We start from the raw sequence: 24,578 nt of genomic DNA on the forward strand, positions 1-24,578 counted from the left end.
CGGCTACGTCGGCCGCGGCGGCGGGCGCCGCCCACCGGGCGGTACCGCGGGTCCCGGCGGGGGTCAGCGTCCGACGCCGCCGCGCGGGCCGCGCAGCGGTGGCGGCGGTGCGGGTGCCGCAGCGCGTCCTGCCGCACCCACCGGTTCGGGCGCAGTACGATCCGGCGCGTCCGGAGCGATGAAGAACATCGCGACGGCCCGCGCGGCGGGCGCCAGCCTGAACCGGGCCGATTCCGCCATGGGGGACGTCGCCGGTGACCGCTGGGCCAACCGCGAACCCAACCTGGGCAGGAGCACCATCCCGCGATGACGACGACCGAATCCACCTACGAGCACCGCGCGTACGGGCTGTGGCAGAAGCCCCGCAGCGCCGGCCTTTTCGGGCTGCGCTGGGGGGAGACCGTGCTGGGCTTCGGGGTCGTCATCACCGCGCTGCTGACGGCGCTGATGGCCGGGCCCAAACCCGCGTTCTTCGTCGCCGGTATCGGCGCGGTCGTGATGGTTCCACTGGTCTGGCGGTCGGGCGGCCGCTCCGGTTACGAGACGGGATTGATGATGTTTCATTGGTTGCGCGGCCGCAGCAAGGGTGAGCACGTGTACCGCGGCGGCCGGTTCTCCCGCGTCCCCGGCGGGGTGGCGCGGCTGCCCGGGCTGATGGCGCCGTCGAAGCTGTACGAGGGCATCGACGCCGGCGGCTACAGCTTCGGCATGATCCACCTCCCGCAGTTCGCCCAGTACACGGTGGTGCTGCGGGCGTGGCCGCAGGGGCACGAGGCGGTGGACCAGCCGGTGATCGACCGCTGGGTGTCGGCCTGGGGCACATTCCTGGCCTCGCTCGGCCAGACCTCCGACATCGTGGCCGTCGTGCCCGTCATCGATACCGTGCCCGAGACCGGAAACCGTTTGCTCACCGAGGTTTCCACGATCACCCGCGCGGAGGCGCCGGAGCTGGCGCAGCAGGTGATGTTCGAGCTGGCCACCGAATTGCCCCAGGAGCGTGTGCAATTGCTGCCGCGGGTGGCGATCACGTTCAAGGCCACCACCGCCGAGCGCCGCAAGAATCCGGCCGAGGAGGCGGTGGAGATCGGCCGCCGGTTGCCGGGCATCTGTGCCGCGCTGGCCGAGGCGGGTGTGCGGGCCCAGCCGATGTCGGCCGACGAGGTGATCTCGTTCATCCGCCGCAGTTACGATCCGGCGTCGCAGGCGGATCTGGAGGTGGCGGTCGGCGAGCCGGGCGGGCACGGTCTGGATTGGGCCGACGCGGGCCCGATCTCGCACGAGGAGCGCTGGGACCACTTCCTGCACGACGGCGGCCGCTCGGTCACCTGGGAGATGGACTCGGCGCCCGAGGGCGCGGTCGACGAGCGGGTGCTGCAGCGGCTGCTCGCGCCGAATCCGGAGGTGCCGCGCAAGCGCATCGCCATCGTGTACCGCCCGCATTCGGCGGCCGACGCCGCCGAGATCGTCGACGACGACTACAAGAACGCGCTGGTCGCCCAGCAGAGCGAGCGCGGTGTCGTCTCGGCGGCCGCGACGCTGCGGGTGGGCGCCACTCAGCAGGCCCGCGAGGAGCAGGCCCGGGGTCACGGTGTGACCCGCTTCGGGGCGCTGGTGACCATCACCGAGCCCCTGCGCGGCGACCTGCCGCGTATCGAAGCCATTACCCGCGACCTGTCCACGCAGGCGCGCTTGAAGATCCGGCGGTGCTACCGCTACCAGGCGGCGGCCTTCGCGGCCTCCCTCGGCTGCGGCGTCATCCTGCCGGAACACGCGACCATTCCGAAAGCATTGGCGGGGTGAGTCTTCATGGCAGGTGAGCACGAGCCTCCGGTTCGGTACCGCGGCGAGCCGCCGCGGTACAGCGAACGGGTGGTGGACCCGGAGAATCCGGTGCCCGTGCGCCGCGGCGCGCGGCGCGGCCGCGACGAGGGGTGGGAGCTCGAGGCGTACACGCCCGGCGAGCCCCGCGCGGGACAGTGGCCTGCCGACTGGGACGAGGTCCCGCTGCGCCCCGTGCGCCGCCGAGCCCCGGGCGAGCCGGGCCAGGACCCCGACCGCCGTCCCCGCCCGGACCTCGAATCCGGCCCCGCGCAGAGGGATCCGCGCACCCCGGACCGCGACGATCACCCCACCGCGGCCCGCACGGCCGAATCCCGCATGGCCCACGGCAAGCGCGACCGGCGCGCAACCCCCACGCCGCCCACCGACCCCAGGCCCGCCGAGAACGAACCCGACGGCGAACCGCGTGCGGGACGGCGCGGGAAGTCACGTGGTGGCCGGGCCGAATCACGTACCGAGAGTGGGAAAGTGCGTGGTGGTGGCGCCACCGCCGCGGGGCGGCCGCAGGCCGCGCGTGGGGGCGCTAGGCGTGCGGATGGTGAGCCGCTCGACGGGATTGGTGGCGCTGTACAAGAGAGCGGCGTAGCAGACTCGAGGGCCACGCGTGCGTCCGCTCCTCCGGGTTCCGCACCATCGGCATCAGCGTTGCCCGGCGAAGCGCGCTTGAATATGGAGGCCGGTCACCGGGAAGGGGAGCCGGTGGGCGGTCCGGACGAATCGCCCACTGCGCGTTCGGAAGTACGTGACCCCGTTCGGTTCGACGGCGGCCCGGCACACGGCGCCGCACACGCCGAGTTCTACACCGCTGGCGGAGACGGCATCCCCTCGGCAGAGCGGCCCGATTCGCGTACGCACGCGGAGTTCTACAGCGCGAGCGCACCCGGCGGCGCACCGGTGGAGCCGACGGGACCGCGTGGGGTGCGCGCGGAGTTCGATGCTGCGGTTGGAGACGACGCCGCGTCGGCGGAGGGGCCCGGTTCGCGTGCGGCGCATGCCGAGTCCTCTTCCACGGGTGGAGACGATGCCGCGTCGGCGGTGGGGGCCGGATCCCGTGGGGCGCAGGCCGAGTTCTACACCGCGGGTGCGGATGGCGGTGCAGCGGTGGAGCGTTCGGATTCGGTTGCGGTGGTCTACGGCGCGGGTGGGGACGGCGTCGCCTCGGAGCCGCCCGGATCGCGTGCGCACGCTGAGTTCTACAGCGCGAGTGGGGGTGACAGCGTACCGGTGGAGCAGGCTGGATCGGCTGCGGCGCGTGGTGAGGTCTCCGGTGCGGAGCGGGACGGTGGTGAGCGGGCGGCGCACGCGGAAGCCCGTTCGGCGCGCGGCGAGGCGCAGGTGACCGAGCCGGAGGGGGATGAACACGGCGGCTCCCGGACTGTGGTCGACCGGAACGGCCGTGGTCGCCGCGATTCGGGCCGTGGTCACGATGGGCCGGACGTGGCGCGGAGCGAGATCGAGAATGCTGGCGCCCCAGGCCATTTCGATGCCGATCGGGCCGCTGCGGCGGACCCTCGAGCAGCCGCGGATGATCGGCCGCGCCGCAAGGCGCGCGGGGCATCGGCGGGCGAATCTCGGTCGGGCAGTGGGCGATCGCGCACCGACCACCCCGGAGAAGGACGATCCGACGGCTCGCGCGGTGAGCGTCGCCGCGACGAATCCCGTTCCGCCGCAGGCCGGTCCGGGCAGCGCCGCCGCGGCCTGGAGGAACTGTCCGGCCGCCAGCGCGTACGCGGATCCGGCCCGTCCGAACGAGCGGACGAGCGGCGATCCCCGGACCGCACACACGACACCGGCACGCGCCGGACACGAGACTACGGGGGACCGGAAATGTCGTTGCGAGCCCCGGCACCGGACGGCACCGCCCGTCCCCGCCCCGAGCGCATGCCCGCGCAACCGCGGCCCCCCGCCCGCGGATCCTCCCGAAACGCCAAGGCGGGCAAGCAGAAGAAGCAGGGCCCGCCGCTGCTCGACGATCACACCCGGGCGCGCTACGAGGCCATCGCGCGCGAGCGCAACGGCCTGCGCGCGGCGTGGGCGGCGTTCCGGATCCGCACCGACGATCTGCGCCGGGCCAACGCGTCGGCCCGCATCGAGGCCTTCGTCGAGGACGGATTCGACCGCGACACACAGCCACTCACCGATCGCGGCTACGCGGGCCCCGGCGGCGGGCGCATGAACGTGATCGGCCGCCCCGTCGAATACCGCGCCACCACGGCGCAGGTGGCAGGGCTGTGGCCGTGGTCGGTCGGGGCGGGCGCCCCGCTGATCGGCACCCCGCTCGGATCGCACCTGCACACCGGCGCCCCGGTCTGCTTCGACCCGATGAACTGGTTCATGCGCGGCAGCTTCATCACCGCGCCGAGCCTGTTCGTGCTGGGCCTCAACGGTTTCGGTAAGTCCTCGCTGGTGCGCCGCATCGTGCTCGGCGGCGTCGCGCAGGGCATCACGCCGCTGATCCTGGCCGACGTCAAGCCGGACTATCGCAAGATGGTGGAGATGGTCGGCGGCCAGGTCATCGACCTCGGGTACGGCCACGGCGTGCTGAACCCGCTGGCCGGTGGCGTGCTCGGCTCGATCGTGCCGCAGCTCGAGGAGATGCCCGCCCTGCAACTGCAGGTCATGCAGGAACTGCGGGCCCGCCAGGTCACGTTGATCGCGGGCCTGGTCGAGCTGGTGCGCGGGGCCCGGGTGCGCGACTACGAGGAGACGCTGATCTCCACCGCGCTGCGGATCCTGTACCGCGAGGGCAGCGGCTTCACCCCGGACAGCCCGCCGATCATGGAGGATCTGGCGAACGTGATCGGCGCCGGAGGCCAGGAACTGATGCTCGACGCCGGTGCCGAGAACGCCGAGGAGTACCACGAGGCGACCAAGGGCCTGCGCCGATCGCTGCGCGCGCTCACCCAGGGGCCGTTCGGCGCGGTCTTCAACGGGCAGACCACCACGCCGATCGATACCTCAGCGGTCGCGGTCTGCATCGACGTATCGCATATTCCCAACGGGGACAAGAAGCTCAAGGCCGCGGTCATGCTGGCCTGCTGGGCGGACGGCTTCGCCTCGGTCGAGGCCGCGCACGTGCTCGCCGACGCCAAACTCGGTCCGCAGCGCTACTTCCAGGTCGTGATGGACGAGCTGTGGCAGGTGCTCGGTCTCGGGGATTTCATGGTGGACCGCGTGGACGAGCTGACCCGCCTGCAGCGCACCATCGCCACCGCGCTGATCATGATCAGCCACACCATCAAGGACCTGCAGTCGCTGGGATCGGAGGCGGCCATCGCCAAGGCGCTCGGCTTCCTGGAACGCGCGCGCGCCAAGATCTTCGGCGCGCTGCCGCCCGAGGAGATCAAGCGCCTGGATTCGACGGTGCCGTTCACCTCGGCCGAGGAGGACATGGTGACGGGCTGGTCGGCGCCGCAGGCGCTGACGGGCGATGCGCTCAAGCCGGGGCAGGCCCGGCCACCGGCGCCGGGCACCGGCAAGTTCCTGCTCAAGATCGGTGAGGATCGCCGCCCCGGGATCCCGTTCCACATGGAGTTCACGCTGTCGGAGAAGGAAAGCGGCATCCACGAGACCAACCAGCGTTTCAGCGAGTTCACCGAGTCCACGTCGCGGCACTCGGACGGTGGGCGTCCGGGAGACGAGGGGAGCGCCGCATGAGGCGGGCGCCGCAGGAATTCAGTCAACTCCGGCACGTACCGAGTCGCGAACCGGTTGTGCCGCACCATGATTCGCCCAATCGGCTGCCGAGCATCGGGAGGTTCGTCGGATGATGCCGCACAGGTCCTATCGAAGAGTGTCGCCGGAGGTGCGCCAGGCCGCCGTCGAGCAGGTGATCGCGCTGACCGGGAAGCTGCGCAGCGAATCGGAGGCCTGCCGGGTGGTCGCCGAGCAGATCGGCGTGCACACCAACTCGGTGCGTAACTGGGTCCGCGCCGCCGAGGGCCCGGGCCTGGAGCGGATGGACGCGGGCGCCCTGCGCCGCAAGGTCGCCCTGCTGCAGCAGCAGCTGGCCGCCGCGGCCGAGATGAACCGCACCCTCGCGGAGACCCTCAACGATGCCAAGCGCACCACATGACCCCAGCCACCACATCGCCTCCCGCACCCTGTGCCGGTTCCCGCACCCCCTTCGGGCCCTTGTCAGGGGTGCGTGAGCAGGCAAAGGGTGCGGCGGGTATCGGTGCGCCGGTGGGTGTTCGGCGTGTGAGGGGTGCGGGAAGGGTGCGGGGTGAGCGCTAAGACCCTGGCGTGGACGGGGCTGGGGAGCGTGATCGCGTTGGTCACGCTCGTGCTGGTGGTGGTCGTGCCCGCCTCGGAGGACGAGTGCGATACCACGACCGTGCCGTCGTCGGCGGCGCCGCCGCTGGGTGGTTACGCACCGGGGGACCCGCGCGCGGCGGGCACCTCGGCGGCCGGACCGTCGGCGAGTCAGGCGCGCCCCACCTCCGATTCCTCGACGCGGCCGGATATGCCGGGCGTGGCGAACGCGCCCGCCGCCATGAAATCGACCGCGACCGGTGCGCCCTCCCTGGCGGCCGGGAATGCCCCGATCCGCCGGACCTGGCCGCTGCCGGGCGGCTCCTTCCAGGTGTCGGACACCTTCGGCGCCCGCAACGGCGGCCACCTCGGCGTCGACCTGGCGGCCGCGGACGGCACGCCGATCTACTCCGTCGCCGACGGCGTGGTCGTGGCGGCGGGCCCGGCGTCGGGCTTCGGTAACTGGATCGTCGTGGACTCCATCGACGTCAACGGCCGCCCGTTCTCGGCGGTCTACGGCCACGAATGGGACAGCGGGGTGAAGGTGCGCGTGGGCCAGAGCGTGCGCGCCGGGGAGGAGATCGGCGCGGTCGGCTCCGCGGGCGAATCCTCCGGCCCCCACCTGCATTTCGAGATCGTGCCGGGCGGGCGCTTCACCGGCGGCCGCCAGATCGACCCGCTGCCTTGGCTCGACGGCGCCCCGACCCCGAATGCCGGTGGGGCGTGGCCGTATTCGACCAACCCGAACTGCCTGCGCGGATTCGGCACCGCCGGCGGCGCGCTCGCCGCGGGCAAGGTGCCGCCCGAACTCGAAATCTGGTACCGCCGTGCGGGTTCGCTGTGCCCGGAGATGACCCCGTCGATCCTGGCCGCGCAGGGCCGCCAGGAGTCCGGATTCCGGCGCGGCCTGACCTCTCCGGCCGGGGCCCAGGGCCTGTCGCAGTTCCTGCCGGGCACCGCCCGCGCCACCAATCCGGACGACGGTCAGCCGTATCTCATCGATGCCGACGGCAACGGCGCCGCGAGCATCTGGGACGACGGCGACGCGATCATGGCCCAGGGGCGCTACATGTGCGCGATCGCCCACAAGGTGGAGGGCTGGATCGCCGAGGGCAAGGTGCGCGGCGACGTCGTGCCGCTGTCGCTGGCCGCCTACAACGCGGGTGAGGGCGCGGTGCTGGCCTCCGGCGGCATGCCCAATCAGTACGCCGCGCACTTCTCCGAGACTCAGCCGTATGTCGCCAACATCCTGGCGATGGAGGGGCAGTACCGGGCACCGGGGTCGATGGGCCGGTTCCAGCCGGAGGGCGACGGCCAGGGCGCCGACGTCGTCGAGGCCGCCGAACAGTGGCTCGGCACCCCGTACGTGTGGGGCGGCGGCGGTCCGTCCGGTCCCACCGGCGGCGGCTTGGACGGCCCGGGTCTCACCTCGGCGGCGGTCTTCGCCGCCTCGTCCGGGCGGGTGAACCTGCCGCGCACCGCCGAACAGCAGTGGGAGATCGGCGCGGAGATCCCGATCGGCAAGGCGCAGCCCGGTGATCTGGTGTTCTCCGAATTCGGCCGGCGCGGCCCGGCGGAGGTCGGCGTCTACATCGGCAACAGCACGATGATCAAGGCCGAGAACCCCTCCGGCGTGCGCGAGGCCCCGATCCCCGGCGACGGCCGGCTGCGGAGGGTGATGTGACGGATACACGCAAGGGACACGCCGAGACCGGATCCGCACGGGTGCTGCCGATTCGCCGCGCCGGGCGGATAACCTGGAAGAATACGATGAAACAGGCGAATCTGGTGGTGATGCTGGTGGTGGGCGTCGCGATGCTGGCCGCGTGCAGCGGTAGCGGCGGTGACGATTCGGACGCGGCCGCCGAGCGCACCCCCACGTCCACCGTCCGCAGGCTCGAGGCGGTTCCGGCGCCCGACCCCACTACCCCCGACGGCGTGGCGGTCGCCGCGATCAAGGAGATCTACACCTGGTATCCGGCCACGGAGGGCCAGGACGCCTCGCTGTCGCGGGCCCGCAAGTGGCTGGGTCCCAGCCTGATCCGTACCCTGGATACACCACCGAGCGCCGCCGAGACCCCGAAACCGACACTGCGATGGGCGGATTGGGGTAAGGCCGGGGCCAAGGTGGAGGCGTTCACCTTCGCGTCGGGGGAGAAGGCCCCCAGCGCAGGCGATCCGAACAACCAGCAGTACAAGATCGGGATCGAGCAGACCGTCGTCTACCCGGACGGCCGCCGCGAACCGCTGCCGCCGGCGACGGTCATCGCCACCGTCGTGCACACCCCCGACGGCTGGCGGCTCGACGGATTCCGTTGAGCGGCACCCACGTATACGGTCACCCCAGGAGGCGGAGATGGCGAAGAAGGTACGGGACCCGGCCGATCCGGGTCCGGACGTATCCCTGTATCTGATCTTCATCGGGTTCGGTGTGGTCGGAACCGTCTGGCTCGCGCTGCATCTGGGCAACCGCCTGTCGGCGACCCGGCAGGACATCCCGATCAACCCGATCGAGGTGGTGGCGCGCCTGGTGCGCGGCAAGATCCAGTGGCCCACGGCGGCCACCGTGATCCTGGTGCTGGTCGTCCTGGTCGCCGTGGCGGTCCTGATCGTGCGCAAGCGGCTGCAGAAGAACAAGAGCAAGGGCAAGCTGCCGGTCGACGACAAGGCTCAGTACATGGGCAGCGGCGGCGCGATCGCCTCGCTCACCGAGGCGGGCGCGCGGGCGAAGGCCGAGCAGATCGGCGTGCGGCTGGGCTACGACGATCCGCCCGGCGTGCCGATCGGCATCTCGGTCGCCGACGGGGTTCCGCTGTACGGCTCCTACGAGGATCTGCACCTGGACATCTGGGGCCCCCGGCAGGGCAAGACCACCTCGCGCGTCATCCCGGCCATTCTGAGCGCGATCGGCCCGGTGCTGGCCACGTCGAACAAGCGTGACGTGGTCGACGCGACGCGAGATGTGCGCGAGGCCAAGGGTTCTCGGACCTTCGTCTTCGATCCGCAGGGCGTGGCGGGCGAGCCGGCGACCTGGTTCTGGGACCCGCTGCGCTGGGTGAACGCTCCGCGAGAGGGATGCGAGATGCGGGCCTCCCGCCTCGCCGGTCACTTCGCGGACGGCGAGGACGGCTCGGAAGATACCCGCGACACCTATTTCGATCCCGAGGCCGAGGATCTGCTGGCGGGGCTGTTCCTCGCCGCCTCGGTCGGCAACTATCCGATCACCCAGGTCTGGGAGTGGGTCACCGACCCGAACAACGGTGAGCCGGTCGAGATCCTGCGCCGCGCCGCGCAGTACTACGGGGCCACGGGGCTGAACTTCTCGGCCTCCGGCCTGGCGCAGCAGTACAACGCCGAACATCGCACCAAGAGCGGCATTTTCGGCACCGCGAAGAAGATGGTCCGCTGCCTGAAGTTGTCGAACGTGCACCCGTGGGTGTCCCGGGCGGGCGGCGGCGACTCCCGCTACGAATTCGACGAACTGGAATTCCTGGACGGTAACTGGACCCTGTACTGCCTGTCGCTGGAGGGCCGCGGCTCGGCGGGCCCCTTGGTCAGCGCGCTCACCGAGGCGGTCATCGAACGCGCGATGTTCAAGGCCTCCCAGTCCCGTGGCGGCCGCCTCCCCATCCCGCTGCTCGCCGTGCTGGACGAGGCCGCCAATATCGTCCGCTGGAAGGATCTGCCCAAGCAGTACAGCCACTTCGGCTCCCGTGGCATCGTCGTGATGACCGTGCTGCAGTCCTGGGCGCAGGGCGCGCGCTGCTGGGGCGAGGGCGGCATGGAGGCGCTGTGGGCCGCCGCCAATATCAAGGTGCTCGGCAGCGGCGTCGACGACATCAAGTTCCTGACCCAGCGCTCGGAGGCGATCGGAGATTACGACTCGATCTCCGCGTCGGTCTCGGAATCCAAGGGCAGCAAGAGCTATTCGCGCTCGCTGGGCTCCTCGCGCACGCTCAACGTGAACGCCCTGGTGACGTTGCCACGCGGTCGCGCGGTCGTCTTCTCCTCCGGCGCCCCCGCGACGATGGTTCGCACCGTGCCGTGGTGGGACGGCGAGTACGCTGCCGAGGTGAGGCGCTCGATCGAGCAGCACGACCCGCAGCGGGCGAGCACGGTGAACGATCTGATCGAGTCCCGCGGCGCGACCGATATCGCTCCGCCGCCCACCACCTACGGACAGCCCGAGGAGGTCCGGCCGCTGTGAACGCCGACCAGCAACAGGACATGATCTACTCGAACGTCGTCGAGTTCGTGGAGAACTATCTGAGCCTCGTCTACCGGCGGCAGGTCACCGATCTCACCGATACGGTGTGGTGTCCCGAATGGTGGAAGCATGCCGAGGCCGCGATGCGGCTGGAGGCGCTGTGGCGGGCGTGGGAATATCTGCGTCAAGACGGCAAGACCGGTATGAGCGTCTGGTTCCTCGATCATGCCGACCCGCATATGGGCAAGCTGTTCGATCCGCGCGGCCCGTTCAAGTACTGCAGCGTCCGCAACGGGCACAAGGACATGCTCAATCCGCTGCCGCTGAAATCGCCGCAGCAGGGCATGTTCGGCGATCCGACGATCGATCCCGCGGCGGGCGACTTTCGTTCCTGAAATGTAAAGTCCCGCACGGTATCCCGGAATGTCGGCCGGATCCCGGTGGTGGGGTCGCGGCCGGAATGCTCCGGTCCGGGCGGGACGGGGTCAGTTGCGGACGCGCTCGCGGCCGCGTTCCTCGAGTTCCCGTGCGCGGGTGACCTTCGGCGGCTCGTCGGGCCGGGTGCGTACCGCTGCCTGGGGCGGCTGCGCCTGGCTGACCTCCATGAGCATCCGTACGGCCGCCAGTTCCGGTGCGACACCGATGCGGGCCAGATGCCCGGCCAGCGCCTGCCGACGCTCCACGGAGTCGTAGCGGTCCAGCTCCCGGCCCTTGGTGCGGGCCGCGGCCTGGGCGGCGCTGCGCGCGGCGGTGGCCTGGGCGGCGAAGCGGTCCTTCTCCAGGGAGACGCCCTTCTCGAGCACGGGCTTCTCCAGCATCCGTGCCAGCTCGAGGTTGCGTGGGTCCTTGGACTTGGCTTCGCGCGCGTCCCGGAGCATGCGCTCCCGGGCTTCCTTGACCCGCTCCTGCGTCATCTTGACGCGGGCCTCGGCCTCACGTTGGCCACGTTCCCGGGTGCGCAGTGCGACCAGGGTCGCAAGCTGCAACATTTGCCTCATCAGTGCCGCTGTTTCGCGACCGATGTCGTCGAGTTCCTCGGCCATAGCCTGCTCCCCGATGCTGCAGTGATCACTGTGGATGATTGTGGTGCTTCGTCATGGACAACGCCACCCGAACGGTGGTTCGCGTGACGATGCCCCGCCTGCAAACGCGGACACCGGGAGCACTTTTCGACGAGGCACCACCCGGTGGGGCGGATACTACGTCGCTTCGTACTCCGTTCTTCGAGGTTACCAGTCAAAAAGCAGGGTTACCTTACTCAGACCGTGCAACAAAAGCATATATCGCACATTTCCGGCAAGGAACCCGAAGCGCCGGATGTTCTCCGGATTCAGAATGCCTCAACCGAATGACCTGTGCCAGTGCGACATGCGGGGTTCCCGCCGGTGGGTTTCCCGCGCCCGCCCCGGATCGGCGACGGGCCCGGCACCGATAGCCGGTGCCGGGCCCAAAGACGCCGTGGCGGTAGGGGTTCCGTGCCTCAGGCCACCTGTACCGAATCGAAGGTGACCGGCAGGTTCGGTTTGCCGCCGCCCGGGCGCGGGTCCATCGAGCCGTCGTCGCCCGCCGCGGCGATCTTGTCCAGCGTCTGCAGCCCGGCCTCGTCGACCGTGCCGAAGATGGTGTACTGCGGCGGCAGCTGCGAATCGCCGTAGATGAGGAAGAACTGGCTGCCGTTGGTGCCCGGCCCCGCGTTGGCCATGGCGACCACGCCGCGCTTGTACTGGACCGGCGTCGGATCGGCCGCCAGCTGCTCCGGCGGGTACTGGTCGGTCGGATACTCGTTGTCGAAGGCGTAGCCCGGACCGCCCTTGCCGCTACCGGTCGGATCGCCGCACTGCAGCATCTTCAGGCCCTTGGTGCTGAGCCGGTGGCACGGCGTGCCGTTGAAGTAACCCTGGTTGACCAGGCTGACGAAACTGTTGGTGGTGCAGGGCGATTCGCCCGCGTTCAGGGCGATGTCGATCGGCCCCTGGCTGCTCTGGATGCGGACCGTCTGCGCCTCTGCGGTGGAGACCTCGGTCTTCTCCGGCTTGTGCACCGGCTTGGCGGCCTCGCCGCCGTCGTTGTAGGTGCAGCTGACCGTCGCCGGTTTGGGCTTGGCCTCCGGCGGCGGCGCGGCCGGCGGGGTCTCGGTCTGCGAGGTGTCCGGGTTCGCGGCCGCGGCATCCTGATCGTCGCCGCGGGTCAGGTAGTAGATCCCGACGCCCGCCGCGACCACGACGACCACACCGAGCGCTGATCCGGCGATGGCGAGCCGCTTGCGCTTGCGGGCTCGCTCGGCCTGGCGGGCCAGTCGTCGCTCCAGCTTGCGTTTGGCCGCCGCTCGCCGCTGTTCGTTGCTCGGCACTCCCAATTCCTCCCGTGCTGTGTTCGTCTGCGCCGCCTCCGGCGGGTGAACCCTGAGCTTCCGGCATAAGAGTGTGCCATCAGTTCCTGAGGATCGTGTTCGTCACCTCCGCGGCGCCACGGCGGCAACTGGTTGGACTATTCGTGGTGGCGTGGGGGAGACTGGACGATCGTGACCAAGACCAGCAGCTTTGCCGCCCCGAAGGGTTTTCCGGACTACCTGCCGCCCGCCTCCGCGCAGTTCGTCGCCGTCCGCGACGCGCTCGTGCACGCGGCGCGGCTGGCCGGGTACGGGCATGTGGAGCTGCCGATCTTCGAGGAGACCGGTCTGTTCGCACGGGGCGTCGGCGAATCGACCGATGTGGTCAGCAAGGAGATGTGGACCTTCCCCGACCGCAAGAACCGCAGCATGACGCTGCGGCCGGAAGGGACGGCGTCGGTCATGCGCGCGGTGATCGAGCACGGGCTCGACCGTGGCCCGCTGCCGGTGAAGCTGTGCTACGCCGGTCCGTTCTTCCGCTACGAGAACGTGCAGGCCGGGCGCTACCGGCAGCTGCAGCAGGTGGGCGTGGAGGCCATCGGCGTGGACGATCCGGCGCTGGACGCCGAGGTGATCGCCATCGCCGATGCCGGTTTCCGCTCGGTCGGGCTCGACGGATTCCGGCTCGAGATCACCTCGCTCGGCGACGACACCTGCCGCCCGCAATACCGGGAGTTGTTGCAGCGGTTCCTGCTCGACCTGCCGCTGGACGAGGAGACCAAGCGGCGGGCACAGATCAATCCGCTGCGGGTGCTCGACGACAAGCGGCTGGAGGTGCGGGAGCTGACCGCCGCCGCGCCGCTGATGCTCGATCACCTCTCGGACTCGGCGAAGGCGCACTTCGAGCAGGTGCTGGGGTATCTGGACGCGCTCGGGGTGCCCTATGTGATCAATCCGCGGATGGTCCGCGGGCTGGACTACTACACCAAGACCACGTTCGAATTCGTGCACGACGGACTGGGCGCGCAGTCCGGCATCGGCGGCGGCGGCCGCTACGACGGCCTGATGACCGAACTGGGCGGACAGCCGCTGTCCGGCATCGGTTTCGGGCTCGGCGTCGACCGCGCGATCCTCGCGCTGCAGGCCGAGGGCAAGACCGCGGCCGATCCGGCGCGGGTGGACGTGTTCGGGGTGCCGCTGGGGGAGGCCGCCAAGAGCCGCCTGGTGGAGCTGGCGGGCCGGTTGCGCGCGGCGGGCATCCGGGTGGATCTGTCCTACGGCGGCCGGGGCGTCAAGGGCGCGATGAAATCCGCCGACCGGTCCGGCGCGAAATACGCTCTGGTGCTGGGGGATCGGGATCTGGCCGAGGGCGAGATCGGGCTGAAGGACCTGTCCACCGGGGATCAGCAGCAGATCCCGATCGATGACACCGTTGCCGCCGTCACCGCCGCCCTGGCGGGGGATCGGTAGTACCGTCACGGATACCGCGCCCGCCCCGACGGCGAGTCACCCCCGGATGATTCGGCGAACGGGCGGGCGTTCGATCGTAGCCGGACGAATGTGGACGCGTGACTGAGAACACCGATTCCGAAGGGCCGCAACGGGTCGGCCTGGATCTGATCGCCCCCGAGCTGTACGCGCCGATGCTGCGGCGGCTGCTGCTGGCCGCCTCCGCCGTCGGGGTGCTCGCCGCGCTGCTGCTGGCCCTGCTGGTGAGCTGGCCGGTGGCGCTGCTGGCCGGACTGATGCTCGGGGCGCCCACCGCGCTGTATGCCGCCGCGGTGCAGCGGCGCCGAATCTGGTTGGCGGGCAGCGTGATCGAGGCGCGGACGGTGTTCGGAGCGCGGCGACTGGATATCGCCGCCGCCGAGGGCGTCGAGATCCTGGTCTATCCGGGCAGGCTCAGCCGTGTCGCGCTGCGGATCACCGCCGGGCGGGGCATCCAGGCGGTCCCGCTGGCGATGTACACCGACGCCGGGAGCGGCCGGGAGCTGCACATCCTGGGCCTGCGCAAGCTCGCCGACGCCCTGGCCTCCAGCAATCTCGCTGCGGCCCTGTCGGTTTCGGACCTCCTCGTCGGCCAGCTGCGCGCCGAGGCCCGCGATGCCGGGCTGGAGGAGCGCCCGCTGTATCGGGCCGTGCAGCTGGTGCGCGCCAAGGACGCGGTGCAGCCGGTGGTGCTCAGCGACAGTGAGATCGCCACGCTGGAGTGACGGTGCGCGACCGCTGCGGGCGGCCCGCGGCGAGGGCCGCCGGGTCGGCTGTCGTCGCTGAACCGGTTGACGCGCAACCTACTTCGCTGCTCGCACGGATCGCTGAGGGTTTGCGAGGCGGGAATGTCTCGTTGCTCACGGTGTGCGCTGTGGGCGGGGGAGGGCCGTTAGGGTTGGGATGAGGTCGCCGATCAGGAGGAGATGTCGTGAGCACCGCTGTCCGCACGCCCGTGACCGTCACCGTGACCGGCGGCGCCGGTCAGATCGCCTACGGGTTGCTGTTCCGGATCGCCTCCGGCGCGATGCTGGGCCCCGAGACCCCCGTGCGGTTGCGGCTGCTCGAGGTTCCGGCGGCGGTCGGCGCCCTGGAGGGGGTGGCGATGGAGCTGGAGGACGGCGCGTTCCCGCTGCTGGAGTCGATTGATATCAGCGACGACCCGTGGACGGGATTCGACGGCGCGAACGTGGCGCTGCTGGTCGGTGCGCGCCCGCGGACGGCGGGCATGGAGCGCGCCGATCTGCTGGCCGCCAACGGCCCGATCTTCACCGATCAGGGCGCGGCCATCAACGCCAGCGCCGCCGACGACGTGAAGGTGCTCGTGGTCGGCAATCCGGCCAACACCAACGCCTACATCGCGATGAGCAACGCGCCCGACGTCCCGGCCGCGCGCTTCACCGCCCTGACCCGCCTCGACCACAACCGCGCCATCGCCCAGCTGGCCCGCAGGACGGGCGCACCGGCCGCCGAGATCCAGCGGGTGAGCATCTGGGGCAACCACTCCGCGACGCAGTACCCGGACATCGACCACGCCACCATCGCGGGCCGCCCGGCCGTCGACGCGGTCGCCGACGACGACTGGGTGCGCGGGGATTTCATCCCGACCGTGCAGCAGCGCGGCACGGCGATCATCAAGGCTCGTGGCGCGTCGTCGGCGGCGAGCGCGGCCAGTGCGGCCATCGACCACATCCACGACTGGGTGCTGGGCACCCCGGCGGGGGACTGGGTGTCGATGGCCGTGCCGTCCGACGGTTCCTACGGCGTCCCCGAGGGTCTGATCAGCTCGTTCCCGGTCACCTGCGCCGAGGGCCGCTATACGGTCGTCCCCGGCCTGTCGATCAGCGAATTCTCCCGCGAGCGCATCGATCTCAGCGTCGCCGAACTCGAATCCGAGCGCGATGCCGTCATCGACCTGGGGTTCGCCAAGAAGCGCTGATCTCAGGAGGTCTTGGCGATGACCGACTCGGCGTAGCGCTCCAGGTTGGCGATCTTGGTCTCCAGGGGTTCGGTGTCGGGGCCCGGCGTGTAGGGGTAGCGGAAGCCGACGATGACGTCGGTGACGCCCTTGTCCTCGAGGCGCTTGATGCCGTCGGGGGTGTAGGCGTCGAGGGAGGCGACGTGGATCTCGAACGGCCCGGAACGGTCGCTCTGCGCGCGCAATTCGGTCAGCCGGGCCAGCATCTTGTCCAGGTCGCCCGCGTCGCCGCCCGCGTGCATCCAGCCGTCGCACAGGCGCACCGCGCGGCGCAGCGCCGCGTCGCTGTGACCGCCCACCAGGATCGGGACGGGCTCGGTCGGCGCCGGGGTGATCTTGATCTTGGGAATGTCGTAGAACTCGCCGTGGTACTCGAAGTACTCGCCGGTGCACAGCCCGCGCACCACCTCGATGCACTCGTCCATGCGCTTGCCCCGGCGCTCGAACGGCACGCCCATGATCTCGAAATCCTCGGGCCACGGGCTGATCCCGACGCCGAGCGCGAACCGGTTGTCGCTGAGATACGCCAGCGAGGCGGTCTGCTTGGCGACCAGGACCGGCGGCCGGATCGGCAGCTTGATCACGAACGGGTTGAAGCGCAGCGTCGTCGTCGCGGCCGCCAGCGCCGCCGAGAGCACGAAGGTCTCGATGAACGGCTTGCCGTCGAGGAATTCGCGCGAGCCGTCGGGGGTGTACGGATACTTCGAATCCGATTCGGCCGGGTAGGCGATGCTGTCGGCGATCGACATGCCGTGGAATCCGGCGGCCTCCGCAGCCTGCGCCAGCGGGATGTAGTACGCGGGATCGGTCATCGCCTCCGCATAGGTGAAGCGCATCGAGGCATCCTCTCGGCTCAACCGCGCCGCCCGCTCCCGGGCGGCGAAACTAGAACAGATTCTAATGGCTGTCGAGATCCTAGCCCGGACCGAACCCGGTTGTCAGTAGATCGGTGAACGAGTCCCGCGGGCACAATTATGAAACGAGTTCTACGTAGCCGATACAGGAAACCGGCCCGGGCCGAAGCAGCCCGGGCCGGTCTCGCGCGCGAGAACTACAGCTGGTCCATCTCGTAATCGTTGATGATCTCGTCGTGGTGGGTCTGGCCGATGACCTCGGGTGCGGTCTCGCCCAGGGCGCCGGTGAGATCGGTGTTGCCCGTAGGGCTCTGGTAGGGCTGCACGTTGCGGTCGTGCTCCTCCTCGTTGTTGCGCTGGGCGGCGGCACCGGGGGCGCCCATGAACCCGGAGCCCATGCCCTGACCGGTCGCGCCCGACATGCCGGGGCCGAACGGCATGCCGGGGACGGCGCCCAGGCCGGGCCGCGCACCGGTGACCGAGGCGCCGGGACCGCCGGGGGTGGACCCCGCGACGCCGCCGAGGCCGCCGACCCCGCCGAGGCCGCCGCTCGCACCGCCGCCGCCTCCCATGCCGCCGCCCGACCCGGGATGCGCGCCGTTGCCGCCGAACGAGGACGAATAGGTGGAGGTGCCGCCGGTCGCCGAATCGCCGAGGCCCGCGGCCGTGGTCTCCGAGGCGCCGCTCGAGATCAGCTGCTGCGCCTGCTCCATGATCGGCTGGCCGACGTTCTCCGCCACCGACTGCGCGGCCTGGGCCGCCTGCGGCCCGTTGGCGCCGAGCACCTGCTGCACGACACCGGCCAGCTGCCCGGTGTAGCCGCCCAGCTCGCCGCGGGTGGCGTTGGTGATCGCGACGGCCTGGCCCAGGTGCTCGGTGGCGAGGCCGATCAGCGTGGCCTGCGCGGGCGGGGTGAAGATCAGCGGAGCCAGCGTGGAGGCCTGCGCCGCAAAGGCATTGGCGACGGCGGTGAGCTGGACGTTGCCGCGCTGCACGACCGCCGCGGCCTCCTCGGTGAGCTTGGAGATGTCGAAGCCGCGCTGCGCGGCGTCCTCGCCGTGCACCTGGGCCTGCTGGCCCGCGGCCTGCGCGCTGGTGGACGACTGGCCCTCCCACACGTCGCCGACGCTCTTGAGCGCGCCCTGGCCGACGGACATCGCGCTCTGGATGACCTGCGAGGACTGGCTGAGCAGATCGGCCGGATTGAGCGAGCCCATGACGCCGGTGCCGAAGGAGGACAGCAGATCCAGGAACGGCTTGAACAGCATGTCGACGCCCGGCAGCGCGGGCAGCGCGAGACCGTTCATGAGGGCGGCGGCCGGATCGGCCGGGAGGGCGGCGCCCGTGGCGACGGCCGGAACGGCGGCCTGCTGCGCGACGGCCGCGGCGCCACCGGCCGCGCTGTTCACCGCGTTGTGCGCGCTACCCAGCACACCCGACGGATCGCCGCCGAGCGCTCCCTGTGCGCTGTCGATCGCGCTGTGCGCACCGCCGAGCAGGGACGAGACGGGATCGTCGGCCGCGGCCGGGGCGACGGCCGCCGGGGCGTCGGGAACGTCACCGCCGCCGAGCGATCCGGGCGCGTGGGGCGCTCCCGTCAGCGGGGCCGCGTCGTCCTCGAACTCCTTGCGGGAGGGCATGAACTCCGGCGGCTCCGGAGCGGGCATATCGGCGGGCAGCTGCCCGAGCGGAACGTCCTGAATCGGGCCCTGCTGGGCCGCCGACGCCAGGACCGGGTCGGCGGCCGGAGCGGGTGCCGCCGCGGCCGGGTCGGACGGGGCCGCCGCGGGTGCGCCGATGACGCCGCTGTCGTGTCCGGAATCGAGTGTGCGCACGAGTTATGCCCCGATCTGGTTGCCGAGGGCACCGAGGGCGCTCGAGAACGACGAGTCCGAGTCGTCGATCACCGCGGCGGTGCCGAACGCGTGCTTGCCGAGATTGTCGACCTTGCCCGACAACTCGTTGATGTCCTTGGCGTGCAACACCTGCGCGGCGGCGAACATGGCCAGATAGTCGGCCCCGATGATGCCGAACACCGGCGTCATCGCGGCGACGTGGGTGACCGTGTCCATATTCCCCGCGGCGGCGATCTGGCCCGCGACCCCCTCCTGCGTCGCGGCGAACGTGCGGACCGCGTCGGTCTCGATCGACAGTGGTTCGCTCATCGAATCTGCCCCCCAATCATCATGATCATCAGCTTTCGTGCAACGGCGGTGCTCGTGATCTGTTGCGTCGCCGCGTGACTCCCGGCAACGGCTCGGCCTCAATATAGCCGACCTGCGGGACAGGTTTCGAGCGGACAAACTAGAACTTGTTGCAAATTGGAACGGGTTCTATATCCTCTGTGCCATGAAGGTCGCAGTCACCGGCGCAGCCGGCTTCCTTGGCACGAATCTGCTCCACCAGCTGGTGGCGGCCGGTCACGAGGTGACCGCCATCGATCGGGTTCGGCCCACCGGCGCGCCGGAGGCGGGCGTCACCTGGGTGAGCGGCGACGTGCTGGACCCGGCGTCGATGCGGTCGGCGCTCGCGGGCACCGAGGTGCTCTACCACCTGGTCGCCGTGATCACCCTGGCCCATCGCGACGATCTGGCCTGGCGGGTGAACACCGAGGGCGTGCGGGTGGTCGCCGAGGCCGCGCTCGAGGTCGGCGTCCGCCGCATGGTGCACGCCAGCTCCATTCACGCCTTCAACCAGTACACCTGCGGCGGCCGCATCGATGAGCGGTCGGCGCGCTCGGTCGAGGAGCATCTGCCGGTCTACGACCGCTCCAAGTGGCAGGGCGAGATCGAGCTGCGCAAGGTCGTCGACGCGGGCCTGGACGCGGTGATCTGCAACCCGACCGGCGTGTACGGTCCGGTCGATCACTCCGACTCCCGGATCAACACCACGCTGTGGGACTGCGCGCGGGGCCGCGTGCCGGTGATGATCGGCGGCGGCTTCGACCTGGTCGACGTGCGCGATGTGGCGGCCGGGCTGATCCTGGCCGCCGAGCACGGGCGCACCGGGGAGAACTACCTGCTGACCGGCGAGATGCTCACCATGCTCGAGGTCAGCCGCATGGCCGCCTCGGCCAACGGCAAGCGAGGTCCGTCGTTCGCCATTCCGCCGAAGGTCATCTCGGCGGTGCTGCCGGTGCTCGAGCCCGCGGCCAAGCTGCTGGGCAGCGACCGGGTGTCGAAGGCGGCGATGGGCGCGCTGCTGTCGGCGCCGCTGGTGGACGGGAACAAGGCCCGGGCGGAGCTGGGCTACCGGCCCCGCCCGACGGCCGAGACACTGCGCGACCTGATCGCCTTCTACAAGGGCGCGTCGCTGCGGCCCGAGGCGCCCAGCGTTGCTTGACAGGTGTTAGAACACATGTTCGACTGAAGGAGTGCGGTGGCAGAAGCAGACCCTCGACGTCGATGACGGGGCGTTGCCGGGCCTCGAGCGCGCCGGTTTCGTACGCAGCGTCCGTACTCCCGACTTCGAGGGCGTGACGTTCCACGAGGTGCTGTGCAAGAGTGCGCTGAACAAGATGCCGCAGGGTTCGGGGTTGCCGTTCAACTGGACGATCAACCCGATGCGCGGCTGCTCGCACGCCTGCCGCTACTGCTTCGCCCGCGGCAGCCACGAATATCTGGAACTGGACGCGGGCCGCGACTTCGACACCCAGATCGTGGTGAAGACCAACGTCGCGGCGGTGCTGCGGCGCGAACTGCACCGGCGCTCGTGGCGGCGCGAGGGCGTGGCGCTGGGCACCAATACCGACCCGTATCAGCGCGCCGAGGGCCGCTATCGGCTGATGCCGGGGATCATCGGCGCGCTGGCCGATTCGGGCACCCCGTTCTCCGTCCTCACCAAGGGCACGCTGCTGCGCCGCGATCTGCCGCTGCTGGTCCAGGCCGCGCGGGTGGTGCCGGTCAGCCTCGCGGTCTCGATCGCGATCCTCGACGAGGAGCTGCACCGCGGCCTCGAATCCGGGACGCCCTCGCCCCGCGCCCGGCTGGATCTGGTGCGCGCGCTGGCCGAGGCCGGTTTCGCGGTGCATGTCATGGTCGCGCCGGTGATCCCCTGCCTCACCGACGGCAGCGCTCATCTGGACGCGCTGTTCGGCGCGATCGCCGCGGCGGGTGCCGCGAGCGCGGTGGCGTTCCCGATGCATCTGCGCGGCAGCACGCGCGGCTGGTTCCTGGAATGGCTGGCCACCCACCACCCGGCGCTGCTGCGGCGCTACCGGCAGCTGTACGGTCGTGGGGCGTACGTCACACCGGAGTACGCTGCGTGGCTACGCGGTCGGGTCGAGCCACTGCTCGCGCGGCACGGACTGCACCGCGAGCGGCCGGTCGAGGCCGCACCGCACCGGGAGCCGGATACCGGCTCGCGACAGCCCGATCCGCAGCTGGCGCTGTTCGCCTGACGCGGTACGGGTGCACTCTGCTGAATCTTGTTGGACCGCACATAACTCGGGTGTGTCCGAGGTGCGGGGGAGTAACTTGGCCAGTGGTACCTCATACCGACGAGGAAGTGATGCAGGCGCATGGCTGACGAAACGCGTCGAAGCGACACTGCCGCAGCGCGACCGGCAGCGTCGGAGAAACTCGAGAAGGTGGTCATCCGCTTCGCCGGTGATTCCGGCGACGGCATGCAGCTGACGGGGGACCGGTTCACGCACGAGGCGGCCGCCTTCGGCAACGACCTCGCCACCATGCCCAACTTCCCGGCCGAGATCCGCGCGCCGCAGGGCACGCTGCCCGGGGTCTCCTCGTTTCAGATCCAGATCGCCGACTACGACATCCTGACCGCGGGTGACCAGCCCGACGTGCTGGTCGCGATGAATCCGGCTGCGCTCAAGGCGAATCTGGAGGATCTGGCGCGCGGCGCCACGGTGATCGTCAACACCGACGAGTTCACCAAGCGCACGCTCACCAAGGTGGGCTACGCGACCGATCCGCTCGCCGACGACACGCTGTCGGATTTCGTCGTGCACCGGGTGCCGATGACGTCGCTGACGCTGGCCGCCACCGAATCCACCGGCATCGGCAAGAAGGACGCCCAGCGCGCGAAGAACATGTTCGCCCTCGGGCTGCTGTCGTGGATGTACGGGCGGCCGATCGCCGGCACCGAGCAGTTCGTGCGGGAGAAGTTCGCCGCCAGACCCGATATCGCCGAGGCGAATCTGCTCGCCCTGCGCACCGGCTGGAACTACGGCGAGACCACCGAAACCTTCGCCACCACATACGAAGTCGCCCCGGCGACGCTGCCGCCGGGCACCTACCGCCAGATCACCGGCAATACGGCGCTGGCCTACGGCATCGTGGCGGCCGGGCAGCTGTCGGGGCTGCAGGTGTTCCTGGGCACCTACCCGATCACCCCGGCGTCGGACATCCTGCACGAGCTGAGCAAGCACAAGAACTTCGGCGTCACCACCTTCCAGGCCGAGGACGAGATCGCCGGAATCGGTGCGGCCCTGGGTGCTTCGCTGGGCGGGTCGCTCGGGGTCACCAGCACCTCGGGCCCGGGCCTGGCGCTCAAGAGCGAGACCGTCGGCCTGGCCGTCATGACCGAGCTGCCGCTGCTGATCATCGATGTGCAGCGCGGCGGCCCGTCGACCGGCCTGCCGACCAAGACCGAACAGGCCGACCTGCTGCAGGCGCTCTACGGCCGCAACGGCGAGTCGCCGGTCGCGATCGTCGCGCCGCGCTCGCCCGCGGACTGTTTCGCCGCCGCCGTGGAGGCCGCCCGCATCGCGCTGACCTACCGCACGCCGGTGCTGCTGCTGTCCGACGGCGCGATCGCCAACGGGTCGGAGCCCTGGGCGATTCCGGACGTCGCCGAGCTGGCGCCGATCGATCCGGGCTTCGAAACCGAAGCGGCGGAACCGGATTCGTTCCGGCCCTACGCGCGCGACCCGGAGACGCTGGCCCGTCCGCTCGCGGTGCCGGGCACGGCGGGCCTGGCGCATCGCATCGGCGGACTCGAGAAGGCCGACGGCAGCGGCAACATCTCCTACGACCCGGCCAATCACGAGCTGATGGTGCGGCTGCGGCAGGCCAAGATCGACGGCATCGCGGTGCCCGACCTGGAGGTCGACGATCCGGACGATCGCGCCGAACTGCTGCTGATCGGCTGGGGGAGTTCCTTCGGCCCGATCGGCGAGGCCTGCCGTCGGGCGCGGCGGCGCGGCGTGCCGGTGGCCCAGGCGCACCTGCGGAATCTGAATCCGCTGCCCGCCAACACCGGTGCGGTGCTGCGCCGCTACCGCACGGTGGTGTGCCCGGAGATGAACGGCGGTCAGCTGGCCACGCTGCTGCGCGCCCGCTACCTGGTCGACGTCCAGCCGTGGACGAAGATCGCGGGCACCGCCTTCTCGGCCCAGGAACTCGTCGGCGTCATCGACGCCGCGCTCGACGGCTCCATCGCGGAAATGGAACACGACAAGGCCTTCGCCGCGCGGGCGCGGGCCACGTATCGCACCCCAGGGGGCAAGTGATGACCATTGTCGAAACCTCGCTCGTGGGAACCGATCTCGGCCTGACCGGACTGTCCGGGGTGCCCGGTGCGGACGGGCCGCAGAAGGCCAAGGACTACACCTCCGATCAGGAGGTGCGCTGGTGCCCGGGCTGCGGTGACTACGTCATCCTCGCCACCGTGCGCGGCTTCCTCGCCGACCTCGGGTTGCGCCGCGAGAATCTCATGTTCGTCTCCGGGATCGGCTGCTCGAGCCGGTTCCCGTACTACCTGGACGCCTACGGCATCCACTCCATCCACGGTCGCGCGCCCGCCATCGCCACCGGCCTGGCGGTGACCCGGCCCGACCTGTCGGTGTGGGTGGTGACCGGCGACGGCGATGCGCTGTCCATCGGCGGCAATCACCTGATCCACGCGCTGCGCCGCAATGTGAACATGACGATCCTGCTGTTCAACAACCGGATCTACGGGCTCACCAAGGGCCAGTACTCGCCCACCTCGGAACCGGGCAAGATCACCAAGTCGACGCCGATGGGCTCGGTCGACCACCCGTTCAACACGCTGTCGGTGGCGCTGGGCGCCGAGGCCACCTTCGCGGCGCGGGCGCTGGATTCCGATCGGGCGGGGCTGACCGAGGTGCTGCGCGCCGCGGCCGAGCACCGCGGCACGTCGTTCGTGGAGATCCTGCAGGACTGCCCGATCTTCAACGACGGCTCCTTCGACATGCTGCGCAAGGAGAACGCCGAATCCCACCTGATCCGGCTGCGGCACGGCCAGCCCGTGCGCTTCGGCGGCGACGGCGAATTCGCGGTCGTGCGCAAGGGTTTCGGCCTCACGGTGGCGCGGGCCGAGACGGTCGCCGAATCCGAGATCGTCGTCCACGACGCCTACGCCGACGACCCGGAGTACGCCTACGCCCTGTCGCGGCTGTCGGACCAGGACCTCTCCCACGTCCCGGTCGGCATCTTCCGCAGCGTCTCCCGCCCCACCTACGACGACGGCGTGCGCGCCCAGACCGCGATGGCCCGCGAGCGCAAGCCGGTGGGGGACGGTTCGCTGCAGGAGTTGCTGACGGGCAAGGAGACCTGGACTGTCGGCTGAGGTCGTCGCTCAGCTGTCGTCCACCATGTTTCCCGCGCGCGCCACCATATTTCCGGCGCGCGCCACGCCACCATATTT

At 70.5% G+C, this 24,578-nt stretch carries 21 protein-coding genes; 16 read left to right on the forward strand and 5 right to left on the reverse strand.

What is annotated here, in order from left to right:
• The 9 genes from QH290_RS33080 to QH290_RS33120 form a co-directional block, all read left to right on the forward strand.
• A partial coding sequence (locus QH290_RS33080) for a hypothetical protein (protein WP_280387220.1) occupies positions 1-182 on the forward strand: 182 nt, incomplete at its 5' end.
• A complete protein-coding gene (locus tag QH290_RS33085; RefSeq protein WP_280263489.1) occupies positions 179-310 on the forward strand; it encodes a hypothetical protein in 132 nt (43 codons plus the stop codon). The genes QH290_RS33080 and QH290_RS33085, both read left to right, overlap by 4 nt.
• A complete protein-coding gene (locus tag QH290_RS33090; RefSeq protein ID WP_280263491.1) occupies positions 307-1,800 on the forward strand; it encodes an SCO6880 family protein in 1,494 nt (497 codons plus the stop codon). Before QH290_RS33085 ends, QH290_RS33090 begins: the two co-directional genes overlap by 4 nt.
• Before the next feature lie 1,866 nt (positions 1,801-3,666).
• Positions 3,667-5,496, forward strand: coding sequence for a hypothetical protein (locus tag QH290_RS33095; RefSeq protein WP_280387222.1), 1,830 nt, complete (start codon positions 3,667-3,669; stop codon positions 5,494-5,496).
• Between the two features lie 109 nt (positions 5,497-5,605).
• A complete protein-coding gene (locus QH290_RS33100; RefSeq protein WP_068032680.1) occupies positions 5,606-5,914 on the forward strand; it encodes a transposase in 309 nt (102 codons plus the stop codon).
• Positions 5,915-6,064: 150 nt separating this feature from the next.
• Positions 6,065-7,777: a peptidoglycan DD-metalloendopeptidase family protein gene (locus QH290_RS33105; RefSeq protein ID WP_280387223.1), complete on the forward strand. Its 1,713-nt coding sequence runs from the start codon at positions 6,065-6,067 to the stop codon at positions 7,775-7,777.
• On the forward strand, positions 7,774-8,412 hold the full coding sequence (locus QH290_RS33110) for a hypothetical protein (RefSeq protein ID WP_280263498.1): 639 nt from the start codon (positions 7,774-7,776) through the stop codon (positions 8,410-8,412). Before QH290_RS33105 ends, QH290_RS33110 begins: the two co-directional genes overlap by 4 nt.
• Before the next feature lie 37 nt (positions 8,413-8,449).
• On the forward strand, positions 8,450-10,300 hold the full coding sequence (locus QH290_RS33115) for a type IV secretory system conjugative DNA transfer family protein (protein ID WP_280263500.1): 1,851 nt from the start codon (positions 8,450-8,452) through the stop codon (positions 10,298-10,300).
• Positions 10,297-10,695: a DUF4913 domain-containing protein gene (locus tag QH290_RS33120; RefSeq protein WP_280263502.1), complete on the forward strand. Its 399-nt coding sequence runs from the start codon at positions 10,297-10,299 to the stop codon at positions 10,693-10,695. Before QH290_RS33115 ends, QH290_RS33120 begins: the two co-directional genes overlap by 4 nt.
• Positions 10,696-10,785: 90 nt before the next feature.
• Here QH290_RS33120 and QH290_RS33125 read toward each other — a convergent pair whose 3' ends face one another.
• Entirely contained in the window at positions 10,786-11,289 is a 504-nt protein-coding gene (locus QH290_RS33125) for a hypothetical protein (RefSeq protein WP_280263503.1), read from the reverse strand.
• A 491-nt stretch (positions 11,290-11,780) separates the two neighbouring features.
• Positions 11,781-12,650 carry a peptidylprolyl isomerase gene (locus QH290_RS33130; protein WP_280387225.1) on the reverse strand — a complete coding sequence of 290 codons (870 nt, stop codon included), beginning with the start codon at positions 12,648-12,650 and terminating at the stop codon, positions 11,781-11,783.
• A gap of 171 nt (positions 12,651-12,821) precedes the next feature.
• Between QH290_RS33130 and hisS the strand changes: the two genes are divergently transcribed.
• The 3 genes from hisS (at position 12,822) to QH290_RS33145 (ending at position 16,056) form a co-directional block, all read left to right on the forward strand.
• Complete coding sequence (hisS, locus tag QH290_RS33135; RefSeq protein WP_280387227.1) at positions 12,822-14,099, forward strand: histidine--tRNA ligase; 1,278 nt, start codon at positions 12,822-12,824, stop codon at positions 14,097-14,099.
• A 98-nt stretch (positions 14,100-14,197) separates the two neighbouring features.
• Positions 14,198-14,842 (forward strand): hypothetical protein, encoded by a 645-nt coding sequence (locus QH290_RS33140; protein ID WP_280387229.1) that lies wholly within the window; start codon positions 14,198-14,200, stop codon positions 14,840-14,842.
• 206 nt (positions 14,843-15,048) lie between these two features.
• Positions 15,049-16,056, forward strand: coding sequence for a malate dehydrogenase (locus QH290_RS33145; RefSeq protein ID WP_280263510.1), 1,008 nt, complete (start codon positions 15,049-15,051; stop codon positions 16,054-16,056).
• Between the two features lie 2 nt (positions 16,057-16,058).
• Here QH290_RS33145 and QH290_RS33150 read toward each other — a convergent pair whose 3' ends face one another.
• The 3 genes from QH290_RS33150 to QH290_RS33160 form a co-directional block, all read right to left on the reverse strand.
• Positions 16,059-16,931 (reverse strand): TIGR03619 family F420-dependent LLM class oxidoreductase, encoded by an 873-nt coding sequence (locus QH290_RS33150; RefSeq protein ID WP_280263512.1) that lies wholly within the window; start codon positions 16,929-16,931, stop codon positions 16,059-16,061.
• A 215-nt stretch (positions 16,932-17,146) separates the two neighbouring features.
• Entirely contained in the window at positions 17,147-18,784 is a 1,638-nt protein-coding gene (locus QH290_RS33155; RefSeq protein ID WP_280387230.1) for a hypothetical protein, read from the reverse strand.
• A 3-nt stretch (positions 18,785-18,787) separates the two neighbouring features.
• Entirely contained in the window at positions 18,788-19,114 is a 327-nt protein-coding gene (locus QH290_RS33160; RefSeq protein ID WP_280387232.1) for a type VII secretion target, read from the reverse strand.
• 184 nt (positions 19,115-19,298) lie between these two features.
• Here QH290_RS33160 and QH290_RS33165 point away from each other — a divergent pair, with 184 nt between their 5' ends.
• From QH290_RS33165 to QH290_RS33180, 4 genes are all read left to right on the forward strand, one after another.
• Positions 19,299-20,291, forward strand: a complete 993-nt coding sequence (locus tag QH290_RS33165) for an NAD-dependent epimerase/dehydratase family protein (protein WP_280387234.1) — start codon at positions 19,299-19,301, stop codon at positions 20,289-20,291.
• Positions 20,292-20,322: 31 nt separating this feature from the next.
• Positions 20,323-21,348, forward strand: coding sequence for an Rv2578c family radical SAM protein (locus QH290_RS33170; RefSeq protein WP_280387236.1), 1,026 nt, complete (start codon positions 20,323-20,325; stop codon positions 21,346-21,348).
• A gap of 120 nt (positions 21,349-21,468) precedes the next feature.
• Positions 21,469-23,421 (forward strand): 2-oxoacid:acceptor oxidoreductase subunit alpha, encoded by a 1,953-nt coding sequence (locus QH290_RS33175; RefSeq protein ID WP_280387238.1) that lies wholly within the window; start codon positions 21,469-21,471, stop codon positions 23,419-23,421.
• On the forward strand, positions 23,421-24,500 hold the full coding sequence (locus QH290_RS33180) for a 2-oxoacid:ferredoxin oxidoreductase subunit beta (RefSeq protein ID WP_280265524.1): 1,080 nt from the start codon (positions 23,421-23,423) through the stop codon (positions 24,498-24,500). Before QH290_RS33175 ends, QH290_RS33180 begins: the two co-directional genes overlap by 1 nt.
• Positions 24,501-24,578: the final 78 nt, after the last annotated feature.

The sequence above is a fragment of the Nocardia wallacei genome (assembly GCF_029869545.1).
Taxonomy (GTDB): Bacteria; Actinomycetota; Actinomycetes; order Mycobacteriales; family Mycobacteriaceae; genus Nocardia; species Nocardia wallacei_A.

Bases quoted from the DNA above. Each gene is read 5' to 3' on its own strand.
- QH290_RS33095 (WP_280387222.1), top strand. From the start codon at position 3,667: ATGTCGTTGCGAGCCCCGGCACCGGACGGCACCGCCCGTCCCCGCCCC.
- QH290_RS33100 (WP_068032680.1), top strand. From the start codon at position 5,606: ATGATGCCGCACAGGTCCTATCGAAGAGTGTCGCCGGAGGTGCGCCAG.
- QH290_RS33160 (WP_280387232.1), bottom strand. From the start codon at position 19,114: ATGAGCGAACCACTGTCGATCGAGACCGACGCGGTCCGCACGTTCGCC.
- QH290_RS33180 (WP_280265524.1), top strand. From the start codon at position 23,421: ATGACCATTGTCGAAACCTCGCTCGTGGGAACCGATCTCGGCCTGACC.
- QH290_RS33125 (WP_280263503.1), bottom strand. From the start codon at position 11,289: ATGTTGCAGCTTGCGACCCTGGTCGCACTGCGCACCCGGGAACGTGGC.
- QH290_RS33175 (WP_280387238.1), top strand. From the start codon at position 21,469: ATGGCTGACGAAACGCGTCGAAGCGACACTGCCGCAGCGCGACCGGCA.
- QH290_RS33085 (WP_280263489.1), top strand. From the start codon at position 179: ATGAAGAACATCGCGACGGCCCGCGCGGCGGGCGCCAGCCTGAACCGG.
- QH290_RS33090 (WP_280263491.1), top strand. From the start codon at position 307: ATGACGACGACCGAATCCACCTACGAGCACCGCGCGTACGGGCTGTGG.
- QH290_RS33115 (WP_280263500.1), top strand. From the start codon at position 8,450: ATGGCGAAGAAGGTACGGGACCCGGCCGATCCGGGTCCGGACGTATCC.
- QH290_RS33165 (WP_280387234.1), top strand. From the start codon at position 19,299: ATGAAGGTCGCAGTCACCGGCGCAGCCGGCTTCCTTGGCACGAATCTG.
- QH290_RS33150 (WP_280263512.1), bottom strand. From the start codon at position 16,931: ATGCGCTTCACCTATGCGGAGGCGATGACCGATCCCGCGTACTACATC.